Genomic DNA, 16,089 nt, shown 5'->3' with positions numbered 1-16,089 from the left:
CGGGGCATACCGGGCGCGATTGCGGGTATCGCGCGGCGGGAGGTGGCCCGAATGGTCGCTTTGGCACAAACTCCGCCCTCGGCCGACCGGCTGCGGGCGATCGACGAATCCCTCGCCCAGGCATGGGCGGACCAGGTTCGGCACGACGACCGGCTGCGGGGGCTGGCGGTCGAGGTGCGGTTCGACCGAGGGGTGGCCCACCTCAGCGGGGACGTCGCCGAGCCCGCCGAGCTGCGGCTGGTTCGGGACCTGGTGGGACGGCTGGCCGGCGTCTACGGCGTCTGGTGCCGGGTCGGTGTCGGCGGACGGGCACCGGTGGTGGTGGACCTCGGGTGCGGTCCGAGCAAGCAGTGGTCGGGCAACCTGGGGCTGGACATCTACCCGGCGCCGGGGGTGGACGCCGTCGCGGACCTGTCCGGCTCGCTACCGCTCGCCGACAATTCGGTGGATGTCTTCTTCGCGGTGCACATCCTGGAGCACCTGATCGACTTTCTGCCGCTGGTTGACGAGTGCCACCGGGTGTTGCGTCCGGGTGGCGTGCTGCACGTGATGAGCCCCTGGTGGGGGCACGTCAACGCGGTGGCCGACCCGACCCACGTCCGGCTGATGGACGTACAGACGTTCAAGGGGATCTGTCAGGGTCGACCGCCGGGCACGCCGCGGTGGTACCCGCTGCACGCGGGCTGCGACGGCGCCTCGATCTTCGCTGACCTGACCCCACTCCCCCCGGACGCCGACCTCGTGCCGAAACCCCATCTGGCCCGCTTCTTCGACTAAGCCCTGGTGGACTCGCGCAGTTCCAGGCGGTAGGGGGCGGAGAGTTCCTTCGCGGGGGCGGCCCGGTCGCCGTCCAGGCGGTTGGCCAGGAGTTCGACGGCCAGTTGGGCGATCCGCTCCTTGTCCGGGGCGACAGTGCTGAGGGTGGGGATGGAGAACCGGCCGTCCTCGATGTCGTCGAAGCCGACCACCGCCACGTCCTCGGGCACCCGCAGGCCGGCCTCGTGCAGGGCGCGCAGGGCACCGAGGGCGAGCGTGTCGTTGAAGCAGAAGACGGCGTCGGGGCGTACACCGGAGGTAAGCAGGCCCCGCATGGCGGCCGCGCCGTCGGCGCGATGCCAGGCCGACGCGGACGCCACCAGGGTTTCGTCGTAGTCGAGCCCGGCGGCACGCAGCGCGTCGGTGTAGCCGGCCAGCCGGAGCCGGGCGCTGGCACCCTCGTCGGTGCGCTGGGGGCCGATGGCCGCGACCCGGCGGTGGCCGAGTGTGAGCAGGTGCTCGGTGATCTCCCGGGCCGCGGTCACGTTGTCGATCACCACGCGGTCCACGGGGCCGTGCTCGACCCGCTCACCGAGCAGCACCATGGGGGTGCCGTCCAGGCCGGCCAGGTCCGCGGCGGTGAGCGCCAACGGGCTGAAGATGAGCCCGTCGATCAGGTGGTCGGTGATGCCGGAGGCGACCACCCGTTCCTGTTCGTGCCGGCCGCCGGTCTGGTCGATGAGCACCGTCCAGCCGCACGCGGCGGCGGCGGTGACCACGTGGCGGGCCAACTCGGCGAAGTACGGGATGTCCAGTTCCGGAATGGCGAGGGCGATCACGCCGGTGCGGCCTTTGCGCAGGTGACGGGCCGAGAGGTTGGGCCGGTAGTTGAGTTCGGCGATCGCCTCCTCGACGCGGGCACGGGTGTCCGGCCGGACGTGCACGTAGCCGTTGACGACGTTGGAGACGGTTTTGACCGACACCCCGGCGCGCTCGGCCACGTCCTTGAGCCTGTGTCGCATTCCGCAACCTCCCCGAGGTGACCCAGCGCACAATATGCCTCGCCCCGGAGCTGGTGACACGGAAGGGCCCCCGAGCGGGGGCCCTTCCGGCGTTCGGAGCTCAGGCGGTGGGTTCGCGGGGGGTTGGGGCAACTGCCGGTTCGTGCTGGGCCAGTCGGTTGCGGCGGTAGCCGTAACCGAAGTAGATGATCGCGCCGAGCAGCATCCAGGCCAGGAACCGCAGCCAGGTCTCCACCGACAGGTTGAGCATCAGGTAGAAGCAGGCAAGCGCGGAGACGATCGGCAGCACCGGGGAGAACGGCACCCGGAACGGCCGCTCCAGGTCCGGCCGCTTGCGGCGCAGGATCGGCACGGCGATCGACACCAGCACGAACGCGCAGAGCGCGCCGATGCTGACCAGGTCGGCAAGCGCGGACAGCGGCAGGAAGCCGGCCAGCAGCGCGACCGCCAGCGTCATGATCGCCGAGATCCGGTACGGGGTGCCCCAGCGCGGATGCACCTTGGCGATCGACGGCGGGATCAGCCCGTCCCGGGCGATGGCGAAGCCGATCCGGCCCATCGCCACCAGGTCGACCAGGATGACGCTGGTCAGGCCCGCGACCGCGGCGATGGAAACCAGCACCGCCGCCCACCCCGCGCCGACCGCCTCGAAGGCCGACGCGATCGGGGCACCCCTGTCGATCTCGGTGTACGGCACCATCCCGACCACCACGAGCGAGACGCCGATGTAGAGCACTGTGGAGATCAGCAGCGTGCCGAGCAGACCCAGGGTGAGGTCCCGCTTGGGCTTGCGCGTCTCCTCGCCCAGGTTGGCGACGGCCTCGAAGCCGGTGTACGCGAAGAAGACCACTGCTGCGGCGCTGAGCACCCCGACGAAGCCGAAGACCGACGGTTCCAGCCCGAAGAGGGCCTGGGTGACCGGCTGCTTGATGCCGTCGTCGCCGCTGCCCGCGGGCTCGGCCGGCGGAATGAACGGGGTGAGGTTGGTGGCCTTGACGAAGAACAGACCGGCCACCACCACGAATACGCAGATGGCCACCTTGACCAGCACCAGCAGGTTGGTGATCCGGGCGGACTCCCGGATGCCGACGATCGCCACGACGCCGAGGATCAGCACGATGGCGATGGCGCCGAGGTTGACAGTGCTGCCCTCCTCGCCGAACCACCGGGTCGGCAGGTCGAGCAGTTCGGCGAGGTAGCCGGACCAGCCTCGGGCCACCACTGCGGCGCCGAGTGCGAACTCCAGCAGCAGGTCCCAGCCGATGATCCAGGCGACGATCTCGCCCATCGTGGCGTACGCGTAGGTGTAGGCGCTGCCGGCGGTCGGCACGCTGGAGGCCAGTTCGGCGTAGCAGAGCGCGGCGAGCAAAGCGACCACTCCGGCGATGGCGAAGGAGATCACCACGCCCGGTCCGGCGCTGTCGCGGGCCTCGATACCGGTGAGGGTGAAGATGCCGGTGCCGATCACGATGCCGATGCCGAAGCCGGTGAGGTCGACAGCGCCGAGCCGTCTCTTCAGTCCGAGCTGGCCATCGCTGCCGTCCGCCTCACCCTGGGCTATCACGTCCTTGATCGGTTTTGTGCGCAGCACCGACATGCGCTCACCCCTCCCACCACGCGACCACCGCTCGTGGCGGCCGGTGACCGGCGTTGCTACCCAGCGACGCGAACTGTCAACCACGAACCCTTGCGGTTCTGAGCCGGGTGTGAAAATTTCCTACCAGCGATACATATGCATCGGCAGATCTTGCCGATTGTCGCGCTGATCACACGGGAGCCCCACCGAAGGGACACACCGCATGAAGGCAATTCGTCTCGGCGCGGCCGGACTGGCCGCCGCCCTGCTCGGCACCCTGGTCACCATCACCCCCGCGAGCGCCACCCCCGACGCGGCCGGCACCACCACCGCCACCTGCGCCACCGACCCGGCCACCCCGAAACGGCAGTTCCGGGCCATGTGGATCTCGTCGGTGGTCAACATCGACTGGCCCAGCAAGGCGTCCCAGAGCAGCCCGGACCGGATCGCGGCACAGCAGGCCGAGTACCGCGAACTGCTCGACCTGGCCGGGCGGCTCAACCACAACGCCGTCGTGGTGCAGGTCCGGCCCACCGCCGACGCGCTCTGGCCCTCACCGTACGAGCCCTGGTCGGAATACCTGACCGGGGTACGCGGCCAGGACCCGGGCTGGGACCCGCTGGCCTTCCTGGTCGACGAGTCACACAAGCGGAACCTGGAGTTCCACGCCTGGTTCAACCCGTACCGCGTGTCCATGCCGGCCCCCGGCGGCGCCGGCGCGGACCTCGCCCAACTCGCCCCCGGCCACCCGGCCCAGCAGCACCCCGACTGGACCTTCGCCTACCCGCCAGCCGGCGTGGCCGGCAGCCGGCTCTACTACAACCCCGGCATTCCCGAGGTCCGCGAGTTCGTCCAGACCGCCATGATGGACGCGGTCAAGCGGTACGACATCGACGGTGTCCACTTCGACGACTACTTCTACCCCTACCCCAGCGGCACCTACCAGGTGCCCGACGACGCCGCCTTCGCCGCGTACAACCGGGGCTTCACCGACCGGGCCGACTGGCGGCGGGACAACATCAACCTGCTGATCCAGGAGATGAACGGCAAGATCAAGGCGGCGAAGCCGTGGGTGAAGTTCGGCGTCAGCCCGTTCGGCATCTGGCGCAACAAGACCGCCGACCCGCTCGGCTCGGACACCACCGGCAGCCAGTCGTACGACATCATCTCCGCCGACACCCGCAAGTGGATCAAGCAGGAGTGGATCGACTACGTGGTGCCGCAGCTCTACTGGTACATCGGCCAGTACCCGGCGGCCGACTACGCGCGGCTCGTGCCGTGGTGGGCCGAGACGGTGCGCGGCACCCGGGTGCAGCTCTACATCGGGCAGGCCGACTACAAGAGCGGCGACCCGGCGTACGGGCCGTACTGGCAGAACCCGCGTGAGCTGTCCGACCACCTGACGCTCAACCGGTCGTACCCGGAGGTGCAGGGCAACGTGCACTTCTCCGCCGTCCAGGTGCGGGCCAACCGGCTCGGCGCCACCGACATCTACGCGGGTGAGCACTACTCCCGCCCGGCGCTGGTGCCGGCCATGCCCCACCTGCCGGCCCGGCCACTGCTCTTCCCGGTGGTCACCAAGGCGACCCGGCAGGCCGACGGGGTCCGGCTCACCTGGCGGCAGCCCGCTGACGGCGTCGGCCCGCTCGGCACCGCCACCTCGTACGCGATCTACCGCTTCGACGGCACCACGCTGCCCGGCCGGTGCGCCACCGCCGACGCCGCGCACCTGGTCGGCACCGTCCGGGCCACCCGCGGCGGCGCCCAGTCCTGGGTGGACACCTCGGCCGAGCCCGGCCGGCGCTACACCTACCAGCTGACCGCGCTGGACCGGTCGGCAAACGAGAGCCCCACGAGCCCGCCGGCATTCGTGCTGCACTGACCGCCGCTCGGCATGCCCCGGACGCCTCGCGCGTCCGGGGCATTCGGGCTCCCTGGGCCGATTACAACTTCAACTGGTCCACCGACGTCCCCGCCCCCGCCCCCCGCCCCCCGCCCCCGCCCCTGTTGATCATGAAGTTATTGCCACTCGCCTCGGCGTGTCGCAGCAATAACTTCATGATCGACAGCGGGGGACGGCGGGCCGGCCGGGCCCTGGGGGTGGGGGGTGGGGTCAGGGTCCGGGGGGTTAGGCGCGTTCGGTTCGGGTGGCGGGATGGCGGTCGGGGTCGGCGGGGCGGCGGGGGGCGGGCTGGGACAGGCCGGTGCTGAAGCGGGTGGAATCGGCCGCCAGGTCGGGGTGTTCCACGTCCAGGGCCAGCGCCGCGGCCTCGTCCAACCCCAACTCGGCGCCCTCGCCGTACGCGTCGTCGAACACCGCGTCGCCCAACTGCGCGCGTAATTCGGCCTGCTGGTCGGCCCAGTAGCCGCCGTAGATCCCCGGGGTGGCGCGCATGCTCGCCCGGGTGGCCTGCGCCGCCCCGAACAGGCGGGCCGCGGTCAACCGGTCCCCACCGATCGCGCAGCGCACCGCTACCGCGTTCAACGTGTCACACGCCCGACCGTGGTAGCCGTGGCCCATCCGCGAACGCAGCGCCACCAGCAGATGCTCATGCGCGGCGATCACATCACCCCGGGCCAGCGCGACCATCCCGAGCAGCATGTCCACCGACCGCCGACCCCGCTCCACCGGGCGGGCCGCCTCCACCGGACGGACCGCTCCCAGCAGGTCCGCCGCCTCCGACAGGGCACCCCGCAGCCAGAGCAGCTCGGCCAGACTGAACACCGCCAACAGTGCTTCACCGATCACGTCCTGCCCGTGCGCCCAGTCGATGACCTCCCGGCACACCCGCTCGGCCTCGACGAACTGCCCCATGTCCACGAGCGGTGCCGCCCGACCGGCGAGCACCCGGGCCAGCAGCCCGGCATCGCCGGCCTGCCGGGCAGCCGCCTCCGCCCGCTGGGAGTAGCGCAGTTCCTCGGCGAACTCACCGTCCGCGCCGGCGTGCAGCGAATGCATGTGGTAGACCGCCGCCAGCTCCGCCTCCGGGATCCGTTCACCCGTCTCGGCGATCCGCCCGTACAACCGGAACAGCCACAGCCGCCCCTCCCGGGCCAGGCCCCGCTCAAGCCACCACTGGTCCAGGCCGCCGGCCAGACCGAGACCGGCGCGGGCGCTGCCGCCGGTGGCGCACCAGCGCAACGCGGCGCGTACCTCCCCGGCCAACGGGTCGAGGGCATACAGCGACAGCGTCACCGGACGGCCGTCCTGACCCAGGTGGGCCCGGTCCACCGCATGGGCCGACCAGGCCACATGCCGATTCCGGGCGGCCTGCTCCTCACCCGCCTCAGCCAGCCGCCGCGCCGCGTACGCCCGGATCGGGTCGAGCATCCGGTAGGTGCTGCCGGTGGCGCGCGGCTCGGCCAACACCATCGATTTGTCCACAAGCACCGAGAGAGGGTCCAGCGGGTCGTCACCGAGCAGCCACTCCACCGTCGCCAGGTCCACCGGCCCGGCGAAGACCGACAGCCACCGCAGCAGGCGCGCGGCCCGAGGGCCCAGCGTCCGGTACGACCAGGTGACGGTGGCCTGCATGGTCAGGTGCCGTTCCGTGGCCGACCGCTGCACCGCCCTGCTCGCCGCGGTGGGCGGCGACGCCCCGGACGCCGCGGCGACCAGGTCCACGGTGTCCTGCTGGTTGCCGGACCAACCGCGCTCCACCGGCGGCGGGTCCGGGTCCTCCCGACCCGCGTCAAGGGTGCCGAGCACATCGTCCAGACGCTCCGCGAGCTGCCCGACGGAGAGCACCCGCAGCCGGGCGGCGGCCAGCTCGATGGCGAGCGGTAACCCGTCCAGCCGCTGCACCACCCGGCGGAGGTCGGCCGACTCGGCCGGGTCGGGTCGTCGGCCGCCACGCGCCGCCGCCGTACGGTCCAGCAGGAGCGCCACCGCGTCGCTCTCCGCACCGTCCGCCTGCGGGTCGACCGAGAGCGGCGGGATCCGCCACACCACCTCGCCGGGCAGGCTGAACGACTCGCGGCTGGTCGCCAGCACCCGCACGCCACTCCCGCCGGACAACAGCCGCGCGATCACCTCCGCGCAGGCGGCCGGCTGGGTGTCACAGGTGTCCAGCACGACAAGCATGCGGCGGCCCGCCGCGTACTCGACGAGGGTGTCAAGCATCGGCCGGCCCGGCTCGGGTCGCAGGCCGAGCACCGCGGCGATCGCGAACGCCACCAACCCCGGGTCGGTCACCGCGGCGATGTCGACGAACCACACCCCATCCGGGTACGCCTCGACGACTCCGCTGGCCAACTCCACAGCGAGCCGGGTCTTGCCCGCCCCGCCCGCGCCGAGCACCGTGATCAGGCGGTGTTGCCGCACCAGCAGGCCCAACTCGACGCGCTCGCTCTGCCGACCGACGAACGACGTCACCTGGGTCGGCAGATTGTGCGCCACCGCGTCGGCGGTGCGGGGGCGCGGGAACTGCCGCTCCAGGCCCGGCGCGACCAGTTGGAACAGCCGTTCCCGGTCGTCGAAGCCGCGCAGCCGGTGCAGGCCGAGGTCGAGCAGGGTCGCACCGGGTGGCAACGGTTCGGCCCGACGGGCGGTCGACGCCGAACAGAGCACCTGCCCGCCGTGCGCCGCGGCGGCCACCCGGGCGGCCCGGTGCACCTCGGGGCTGGCGTAGTCGCCGTCGCGCGGCTCGGCGTAGCCGGTGTGCAGGCCCATCCGCACCCGGGGTGCGGCCTCGGCGGTCGGCCAGTCGTGGTTGGACAGCGCCCGCTGGGCGGTCAGACAGGCGGTCAGCGCCGCTGCCGCGTCCTCGAAGGCCAGGAAGAACGAATCGCCCTCGGTCAGCAGCTCCGCGCCACCCGTGCTGGCCAATGTCCGGCGCAGCAGCCGGCGGTGCTCGGCGAGCACCGGGCGGTAGTCCGGACCGAGCAGCTGGGCCAGCCGGGTCGAGCCCTCGATATCGGTGAACACGAAGGTCACCCAACCGCTCGGGAGCTGGATCCGTGGCGACATGCGTGGAACCTCCGCCCGTGACGTCGGGTTCATGCTGCCTGAGTCCGAGCGGTAACGCATCGTGAGAACGGTCGGGCAGATGCCGCCTCAAAGTGCCACTCGGGCCCGTTCCCGGCAAGGACAGCCCACCAGGTGGCGGCGAATTGCTCCGATCAGCAGCCGCAGCTGCCCCCGCAGCACCCACCACCGGCGGATGGCGGGGCGCCACCGGCGACCCCACCGCGGCCGGTCACCGCGACCGCGGAGAGCAGCTTGACCGTGTCGGCGTGTCCCTGGGGGCAGGCGGCCGGGTCAGCGGCCGCCGCCATCGGACGGTTGACCTCGAATGTGTCGCCGCACGCGCGGCAGCGGAACTCGTACCGGGGCATGCAGCCAGGGTACGGGGAACTGACGTCCGGCGGACGATGGGTGATACTCGACGGGTGGTGGACGGCGAGGACGACACGCGTGTGCAACCGTTACGACCGGCCGCGCCGCTGGACGGGCCACTCGAGGGCTCGGGGGCCGCGCCCGACCCGGTGCGGGCGGTGCCCCGCCCCCGCCGGCCCTGGCTGAGCAGCCGGACCACGAGTACGCCTACCACACCCGCCACCACGTCCGGCCCGACCGACACCACCGCGTCCGGCCCGACCGACGCCACAGCGTCCGGCCCGACCGACACCACCGCTTCCGGCCCGACCGACGCCACCAGGTCCGGCTCGGACGCGGGTGCGGCCGGCGCCGACACGAAGGGCCCGGGCAAGCCCGCGCCGGTCGCCGAGGGCAGTGCCGACACGCAGGTGTCGGCCCCCGGGACCGCCGCACCCACCGACAACACGAAACCCAGCGCACCCGTTGACGATGCGAAACCCAGCGGGCCTGCCGACGGCACGAAAGCCGACGCACCCGCCGACGACGCGAAGACCGGCACCGTGGGCGTCGCGGAGCTGGCGAAGACCAGTGTGGACGAACTGTCCGCCGTGCCGGCATCCGATCCCGCCCGGCGGCGGCGGGTGCCGTTCGCGCACGCGGTACGGCTACCGCCGCGTCAGGTGGCCGCCTCGGCCGTCCGCGCGACTCGGGCCTGGTCCCGCCGACCGAGTGGTCGGCTCACCCTGCCCGGCCTCTTCCTGCTGGCGCTGGTGGCCACAACCGGTGCGGCGGGCGCCCTGCTCGTGCCGGCCACGATCCGCGCACCCCACCCGGTCGCTGCCGATGCCTCCGGCACGCCCACCGTGCCGCCCGGGGTGCCGCCCCGCCTGCCCAGCGGCCCGGTGCCCAGCGGCGGACCACCGGGTGGCGGGCTACCCAGCGGCGGGCTACCCACCGGCCCGTTGCCCAGCGGTGGACTACCGAGCGGCGGGTTGCCCGGTAGCGGACTGCCCAGCAGCCCCGGCATCGGGCCGGGGGGCGGCGGGCGGCCGTCGGACGCCCTGGCCGGCTGGGCCCAGCAGGTTGGCGCCAAGGTGAACATTCCGGCCGTCGCCATGCAGGCGTACGGCTACGCCGAGCTGATGCTCGCCCAGACCAACCGCAGTTGCGCGCTGAGCTGGACCACGCTGGCCGCGATCGGGCAGGTCGAATCGGGGCACGGCTCCGCCAACGGCGCGCGCCTGGGACAGGACGGCAAGGCGCTCCCGAAGATCATCGGCTTGCCGCTGGACGGCAAGGACGGCCGGATGCGGATCATCGACACCGACCGTGGGGTGCTCGACGGTGACCTGACCCTCGACCGGGCGATCGGGCCGATGCAGTTCATCCCGACCACCTGGCAGGAGATCGGCGCGGACGCCGACAACGACGGGGTCAAGGACCCGCACGACCTGGACGACGCCGCCCTGGCCGCGGGCAACTACCTCTGCAAGGGTGGTCGCAACCTGAGCATCCCGACCGACTGGTGGAACGCGATCCTGTCCTACAACGATGTACGCCGGTACGCCCAGGACGTCTACGACACCGCCAACCGGTACGGACGGGCCAGTCGCCCGTGAAGTGATCGTCTCGATACGTTGGAGAACTGGACACTTCCCCCGGGCCTCTGTTAGCGGCAAGCTAGACGGGTGATGGTGCGCGAGTGGGACCCCAGGACCGCGTCGTCCGCCGAGATCGCGTCGCTGCTTGTCACGCTGAACGCGGTGCTGGCGGCCGATCTGCCGCAGGATCCGCCGTGGCGGGAGACCTCACTGCGCGAATACCTCGCCGAGGTGATGCCCGGCGAACGGCGGATCTCGTGGATCGCCCAAGCCGAGCCGACCGGTCCCGGTGATCCGGGCGCGGTGCTCGGCCAGGTTCACGTGCTGCTCCTCGGTGACATCGGCGTACTCGAGGTGCTTGTGCACCCGTCGGTCCGGCGCGGCGGTCTCGGTCGTGACCTGGTGTTGCGCGCCGCCCGCCGGGTCTACCAGGAGGGCTTCCAGTCGATCGGGGTGGAGGTGGTCGGCGACACGCCGGCGGTGGCCTTCTACGAGTCGCTCGGCTTCATCAGGGAGTACGTGGAGACGCGCAGCGTGCTCGACCTGACCGCTGTCGACTGGGCCGAGCTGACGCAGATGGCCACCGGCATCGCGGCGGGCTACCACCTGGAGTTCTTCCCCGGCGGGCCGCCGGACGACCTGATCGAGGCGTACGCGCGGGCGAAGGCCGAGGTGCGTGACGTCGACGACGGGGAGCTCCGGCCCAGCTCCTACGAGCCGGAGCGGCTGCGCGACAGCCTCGACACCCTGCACCGGCGGGGGATGAAACCGTACATCGTGCTCGCCCGACACGAGCAGAGCGGCGAGGTGGCCGGCCTGACCGAGGTGGTGGTGCCCGCGCAGCACCCGACCCGCGCCGACCAGTACGACACGATCGTCGCGCAGGACCACCGGGGCTACGGCATCGATCGGGCCATCAAGGCCCGGATGCTGCTTGAGCTGCGCTCCGCCGAGCCGGAGCTGATCGAGGTGCAGACCTGGAACGCGCAGGCCAACGAGGCGATGCTGAAGGTCAACGCCGAGTTGGGCTACCGACCGGACCGCGAGTGGTGCGAATACAGCGTCGACGTCGCTGAGCTGGTGCACCGACTCGATCCGCCCCGCTGAGGGAATTCACCAAACTGTCCACTAGGGGATGGACGGTGGCCCATCGGGCACCTTAACGTGCGTTGACCCCCATCCACCCATCGTGGAGGCCCCATGCGTCAGCGCCGCTCAATCGCCGCGCTCGCGACCGCCACCGCCGCCGTGACCATCACGGCGCTCGGCGTCGCACCCACCGCGGCCAGCGCCGCGCCCACCGACCTGTTCATCTCCGAGTACGTCGAGGGTTCGTCGAACAACAAGGCGATCGAGCTGTTCAACGGCACCGGCACCCCGGTCGACCTCACCGCCGGCGGTTACCGCCTCCAGCTCTACTTCAACGGTTCGACCACGGCCACCACCATCGCGTTGACCGGGACCGTGTCCGCCGGTGACGTGTTCGTGTTCGCCAGCGCCTCGGCCGGGGCCGCCATCCTCGCCCAGGCCGACCAGACCACCGGGGCCAGCCTGTTCAACGGTGACGACGCGGTAGTGCTGCTCCGGGGCAGCACGGTCCTCGACTCGATCGGGCAGGTCGGCGTCGACCCGGGCACCGAGTGGGGCGCGGGCGTCACCAGCACCGCTGACAACACCCTGCGCCGGCTGCCGGCCGTGACCAGCGGCGACACCGATCCGACTGACGCGTTCGACACCGCCGCACAGTGGGCCGGTTTCCCGGTCGACACCCTCGACGGCCTCGGCGCGCACACCGTGGACGGCGGCGGCCCGGTCGACGTCCCGGCGACGCTCACCTGCGGCGGCCCGCTCGTCACGAGCGCCGGCACGGCGGCGAGCCGGGAGGTCACCGGCACCGACCCCGACGACACGATTGTCGACCTGGCGGTGACCTCGGTCAGCCCGACCCCGTCCGCCGGCTCGGTCACCCGCACCGCGTTCACCCCGGCCGAGGGCGTCGGAGGCACCGCCCGTGCCACCATCGGCGCGAGCGCCGACCTCGCCGCCGGGGCGTACACCGTCATCCTCACCACCACCGACGCGGACGCCGGCACGGCCACCTGCGCACTCACCGTGCAGGTGACCCGGGAGCTGACCGTCGGCGAGGTGCAGGGTCCGACCACCGACACCGAGTCCGGCCCCGCCGACCGGTCGCCGCTCGCACCAGCGAGCGGCAACGGCACCAGCAGCACGCTGTACGACGTGCGGGGCGTCATCACCCAGTTGACGCTGGCCCGCACGTCGGCCGGCGCGGATCAGCACGGCTTCTTCCTGCAAAGTCGGACCGGCGACACCGACGACGACCCGACAAGTTCCGACGGGATCTTCGTGTTCATGGGCGGGTTCACCTCGCTGGTCGGCGGCTACGTCCCGACCGTCGGCGACGAGGTGGTGCTCCGCGCCCGGGTGTCCGAGTACTACAACTTCACCCAACTCTCCGGCGCGTCGCTGGTCCGCCGGATCGCCACCGGTCTGAACGTGGACTCGACGGTCGCGGTGACCGACGCGGTGCCGCCGGCCGAGCTGACCGCCGCGCTGCGCTTCTGGGAGCGGCACGAGGGCGCCCGGATGCGGGTACGCGCGGGCAGCGGCGCGGTGAGCGGGCGGGACGTCTTCTCCTCCACCGCCGACGCCGAGCTGTGGGTGGTCGACCGGGACGACCCGCTGCTGGACCGCGCCGACCCGTACGCCCGGCGGGTCTTCCGGGACTCGCACCCGCTCGACAACGACCCGACCCGCCGCTTCGATGACGGCAACGGTCACCGGACGCTGCTCGGCAGCATGGGCGTGAAGGCCACCGCCGGGGACAGCGCCGCGCTGCTGCCGCCCGCGCACACCTTCGACACGCTCGGTGCGGACGCGGTGGGCGGGGTCTACTACTCGTTCGAGAAGTACGGCGTCCAGGTCGAGCGGGCCGAGTTCGCCGCCGGGGCCGATCCGTCGAAGAACAACCCGCCGAAGCCCGCCGACCGGTCGCAGGAGGTGGCCGTCGCCACCTACAACGTGGAGAACCTGTACGACTACCGCGACGACCCGTTCGACGGCTGTGACTTCACAGGTAACGCCGGTTGCCCGGGTGTGGACCCGCCGTTCGACTACGTACCGAGCAGCGAGGCGGAGTACCAGCAACAGCTCGGCGCACTCGCCGACCAGATCGTCAAGGATCTGCACGCGCCCGATCTGATCCTGGTGCAGGAGGCCGAGGACCAGGACATCTGCACGGTCTCCGGTGCTGCGTTGGCCTGCGGCGACACCAACAACGCAGACGGCGCTCCGGACAGCATCCAGGAGTTGGCGCTCAGGGTGGCGGCGACCGGCGGGCCGGCGTACGCCGCCGCCTATGACCGGACCGGCGCGGACGCCCGCGGGATCACCGCAGCGTTCCTGTACCGCACCGACCGGTTGTCGTTGGCGGCCGCGACGGCGAGCGACCCGCTGCTGGGCGCGACGCCGACCGTGCAGTACCGCGCCGCAGGTCTGCCAGGCAACGCCGACGTGCAGAACCCCAAGGCCCTCAACGCGGTGCTGCCGGCCGACGTGGACACGTCTACCGGCAAGGACGGGAACAACGTCTTCACCCGGGCACCCCAGCTGGGCAAGTTCAGCGTGGCCGCGGCACCCGGTTCGACCGAGCGGTTCACCCTGTACGCGCTGAGCAACCACTACTCCTCCGGTCCGGACGGTCGGATCGGGCAGCGGCGGGAGCAGGCACGCTACGGCGCGGCGATCGTCACCGCGATCGAGGCGGCCGACCAGGACGCCCGGGTGGTCTACGGCGGGGACCTGAACGTCTTCCCCCGCCCGGACGATCCCATCGCCACCGGCGCGCAACCCACGCCATCGGACCAGCTCGCGCCGCTCTACGAGGCGGGTCTGCACAACCTGTGGGACAACCTGGTCGCGGAGGTGCCCGCGTCGGCGTACTCGTACAGCTTCGAGGGGCAGGCCCAGACACTCGATCACCTGTTCGTCAACGACGCGTTCTACGGCGATCTGGTGCAGGTGCGGGCGGCGCACATCAACGCCGACTGGCCGGCCGAGTTCACCGGTGACGGGTCGCGGGGTTCCAGCGACCACGACCCGCAGGTGGCCCGGTTCCGGTCCCGGGCATCGTTGACAGTCGCCGACACGTCGGTGGTCGAGGGCGATCAGGGCACCCGTCAGCTCACCTTCACCGCGACCGTGTCCCGGCCGCTGTCGCAGCCGGTGCTGCTCTGCGCCGCGACCGTCGGTCTCACGGCGCAGGCCGGCTCGGACTTCGAGCCGTACGCCGGCTGTCGGGTGCTGGCCGCCGGCCAGACGTCGGTCGCCTTCCCGGTGACCGTGCGCGGTGACCGGAAGCGGGAATCGGACGAGAAACTGACGTTGCTGGTGGCCGGCGTGCCCGGCCTGCGGCTTGCCGACCCGCTCGCGGTCGGCACCATCACCAACGACGACTGAACGACGGCGCTGACGGCCCACCGTCCGGTTTCCCCGGAGGGTGGGCCGTTCGCGATGTCAGTAGTATTCGTCGATGATCGGGGGCGGCGGCAGGTGCCGATGCTGCGCGACCCGCACCTCCCACTGGCTGCGTCGGCGCCGCGCCTCGCGGTCCGCCGAGTTGCGGTGGTAAGTCTCCGGTGGCCGTGCCAGACCGTAGATGTCCCCCCACCACTCCCCCGGCTCAGGATCGAGGATGGTATCGAGGTGGGCGGGGTAGCGGCGTCCGGCGCCGTCGTGAACGTCGTCGCGGTCGGCCATCGGTCGAATCACCCGGCCCTCCTGGTCCACCACCACCAGATAGAGCCCGGCCGCACCGAGTAGGCGCTCCAGCACCGCCAGACTCGGTGTCAGACTGCCGGCCTCGACCTTGCCCACTGTCGACGGTGAGACCTTGGCGAAGCGGGCCATCTGGCGTTGACCCAACCCCTTCATCCGGCGGGCCCGCCGAACCAGGCCGGTGATGGGAAACCGCCCGACGGTCGGGCCGGATGGCGGAGGAGGAACGAGTGCGGAAGCCATCCGACAACCATTCTCGGTCGAGACCCGCCTCTCAACCCCTGTGGATAACCCTGTGGAAAACTGGCCGGCTCAGGGGCTCGCCGCACCCCCGACGCATCCTTTGCTCTGCTTCAACGGAGGCGACAGCGTGAGGCTCTTAGCGTTGCCTCCGCTGAAGCAGAGCAAAGGACGTCAGGGTGGCCCTCGGCCCTCGGCCCTCGGGCCTTGGGCGGGCCTTGGGCGGGCCTTGGGCGGGCCTTGGGCCTGGGCCTGGGCCTGGGTCAGTGAGCTGCTTGCCGCAGTCATCCGGATGGCCGTGGTCGACCAGCCGGGGCAGCTGCCCTGACCGTCGGGGCGCGAGCGGCGGTCGACGATTCGCGGACGGGCGGGGTCAGAGGTCGCAGAGCCGGCGACCGGAGCCGATGTCGTCAAGTGCCGCGTGCAGGTCGCGGATGCGCCGCTCGGCCTCGGCGGTCAGCCGATCGTGCAGGCCCTGCCAGTCGGCCAGTTGAGGGTCGGGTGGCAGGGCCGCGAGCAGGTCGCGGATCTCGTTGACGGTCAGGCCGACGCGCTGGGCCACCCGGGCCACCCTGATCCGGCAGGCCGCGTCGGCGTCGAACCGCCGCTGGTTGCCGCCGGTGCGGGCCGCCGCGATCAGGCCCTGCCGCTCGTAGAACCGCACGGCGGAGCCGCTCACCCCGCTCTCCCGGGCCACCTCGCCGACCGTCAACGTGCCCATCGCCACTTCCCCGCAGCCATTGACTTCACCATTTGTTCAAGTCCTAGCGTGCGAGG

General features: G+C 71.8%; 11 protein-coding genes. 5 read left to right on the top strand and 6 right to left on the bottom strand.

The window, feature by feature from the left end:
• The first annotated feature begins 51 nt into the window (after nucleotides 1-51).
• The gene (locus AB0B86_RS17070; protein ID WP_357418521.1) at nucleotides 52-777 is read left to right on the top strand and encodes a methyltransferase domain-containing protein; all 726 of its coding nucleotides are present in this window, start codon (nucleotides 52-54) and stop codon (nucleotides 775-777) included.
• On the opposite strand, the gene AB0B86_RS17065 is transcribed toward AB0B86_RS17070, so the two are convergent.
• Both AB0B86_RS17065 and AB0B86_RS17060 read right to left on the bottom strand, forming a co-directional pair.
• Nucleotides 774-1,778 carry a LacI family DNA-binding transcriptional regulator gene (locus AB0B86_RS17065; protein WP_357406643.1) on the bottom strand — a complete coding sequence of 335 codons (1,005 nt, stop codon included), beginning with the start codon at nucleotides 1,776-1,778 and terminating at the stop codon, nucleotides 774-776. The genes AB0B86_RS17070 and AB0B86_RS17065 overlap by 4 nt on opposite strands.
• A gap of 100 nt (nucleotides 1,779-1,878) precedes the next feature.
• Entirely contained in the window at nucleotides 1,879-3,375 is a 1,497-nt protein-coding gene (locus tag AB0B86_RS17060; protein WP_357406645.1) for an amino acid permease, read from the bottom strand.
• Nucleotides 3,376-3,577: 202 nt separating this feature from the next.
• Between AB0B86_RS17060 and AB0B86_RS17055 the strand changes: the two genes are divergently transcribed.
• Entirely contained in the window at nucleotides 3,578-5,236 is a 1,659-nt protein-coding gene (locus tag AB0B86_RS17055; RefSeq protein WP_357418518.1) for a family 10 glycosylhydrolase, read from the top strand.
• 246 nt (nucleotides 5,237-5,482) lie between these two features.
• Here AB0B86_RS17055 and AB0B86_RS17050 read toward each other — a convergent pair whose 3' ends face one another.
• Both AB0B86_RS17050 and AB0B86_RS17045 read right to left on the bottom strand, forming a co-directional pair.
• Entirely contained in the window at nucleotides 5,483-8,323 is a 2,841-nt protein-coding gene (locus AB0B86_RS17050) for an adenylate/guanylate cyclase domain-containing protein (RefSeq protein ID WP_357418516.1), read from the bottom strand.
• A gap of 152 nt (nucleotides 8,324-8,475) precedes the next feature.
• Nucleotides 8,476-8,691, bottom strand: a complete 216-nt coding sequence (locus tag AB0B86_RS17045) for a zinc ribbon domain-containing protein (RefSeq protein ID WP_357406651.1) — start codon at nucleotides 8,689-8,691, stop codon at nucleotides 8,476-8,478.
• A gap of 54 nt (nucleotides 8,692-8,745) precedes the next feature.
• On the opposite strand from AB0B86_RS17045, the gene AB0B86_RS17040 reads away from it, so the two are divergent.
• The 3 genes from AB0B86_RS17040 to AB0B86_RS17030 all read left to right on the top strand — a co-directional run bounded on the left by AB0B86_RS17040 (nucleotide 8,746) and on the right by AB0B86_RS17030 (nucleotide 14,754).
• Complete coding sequence (locus tag AB0B86_RS17040; RefSeq protein ID WP_357418514.1) at nucleotides 8,746-10,293, top strand: lytic murein transglycosylase; 1,548 nt, start codon at nucleotides 8,746-8,748, stop codon at nucleotides 10,291-10,293.
• A gap of 72 nt (nucleotides 10,294-10,365) precedes the next feature.
• Nucleotides 10,366-11,382: a GNAT family N-acetyltransferase gene (locus AB0B86_RS17035; protein ID WP_357406769.1), complete on the top strand. Its 1,017-nt coding sequence runs from the start codon at nucleotides 10,366-10,368 to the stop codon at nucleotides 11,380-11,382.
• Nucleotides 11,383-11,475: 93 nt separating this feature from the next.
• Complete coding sequence (locus AB0B86_RS17030; protein WP_357418512.1) at nucleotides 11,476-14,754, top strand: lamin tail domain-containing protein; 3,279 nt, start codon at nucleotides 11,476-11,478, stop codon at nucleotides 14,752-14,754.
• Between the two features lie 57 nt (nucleotides 14,755-14,811).
• Here the strand turns inward: AB0B86_RS17030 and AB0B86_RS17025 are convergent, their stop codons facing one another.
• Nucleotides 14,812-15,315, bottom strand: coding sequence for a helix-turn-helix transcriptional regulator (locus AB0B86_RS17025; RefSeq protein ID WP_357418510.1), 504 nt, complete (start codon nucleotides 15,313-15,315; stop codon nucleotides 14,812-14,814).
• A 370-nt stretch (nucleotides 15,316-15,685) separates the two neighbouring features.
• The gene (locus AB0B86_RS17020) at nucleotides 15,686-16,033 is read right to left on the bottom strand and encodes a MerR family transcriptional regulator (protein WP_357406658.1); all 348 of its coding nucleotides are present in this window, start codon (nucleotides 16,031-16,033) and stop codon (nucleotides 15,686-15,688) included.
• Between the last annotated feature and the right edge of the window lie 56 nt (nucleotides 16,034-16,089).

Origin of the sequence: Micromonospora sp. NPDC049047 (assembly GCF_040649135.1) — a bacterium.
Taxonomy (GTDB): domain Bacteria; phylum Actinomycetota; class Actinomycetes; order Mycobacteriales; family Micromonosporaceae; genus Micromonospora.
The sequence above is the reverse complement of the archived record's forward strand: the minus strand, read 5'-3'. Positions and strand labels throughout refer to the sequence as shown.

Coding starts and splice junctions, on each gene's coding strand:
- AB0B86_RS17070 (WP_357418521.1), top strand. CDS start 52: ATGGTCGCTTTGGCACAAACTCCGCCCTCGGCCGACCGGCTGCGGGCG.
- AB0B86_RS17065 (WP_357406643.1), bottom strand. CDS start 1,778: ATGCGACACAGGCTCAAGGACGTGGCCGAGCGCGCCGGGGTGTCGGTC.
- AB0B86_RS17060 (WP_357406645.1), bottom strand. CDS start 3,375: ATGTCGGTGCTGCGCACAAAACCGATCAAGGACGTGATAGCCCAGGGT.
- AB0B86_RS17055 (WP_357418518.1), top strand. CDS start 3,578: ATGAAGGCAATTCGTCTCGGCGCGGCCGGACTGGCCGCCGCCCTGCTC.
- AB0B86_RS17050 (WP_357418516.1), bottom strand. CDS start 8,323: ATGTCGCCACGGATCCAGCTCCCGAGCGGTTGGGTGACCTTCGTGTTC.
- AB0B86_RS17045 (WP_357406651.1), bottom strand. CDS start 8,691: ATGCCCCGGTACGAGTTCCGCTGCCGCGCGTGCGGCGACACATTCGAG.
- AB0B86_RS17035 (WP_357406769.1), top strand. CDS start 10,366: ATGGTGCGCGAGTGGGACCCCAGGACCGCGTCGTCCGCCGAGATCGCG.
- AB0B86_RS17030 (WP_357418512.1), top strand. CDS start 11,476: ATGCGTCAGCGCCGCTCAATCGCCGCGCTCGCGACCGCCACCGCCGCC.
- AB0B86_RS17025 (WP_357418510.1), bottom strand. CDS start 15,315: ATGGCTTCCGCACTCGTTCCTCCTCCGCCATCCGGCCCGACCGTCGGG.
- AB0B86_RS17020 (WP_357406658.1), bottom strand. CDS start 16,033: ATGGGCACGTTGACGGTCGGCGAGGTGGCCCGGGAGAGCGGGGTGAGC.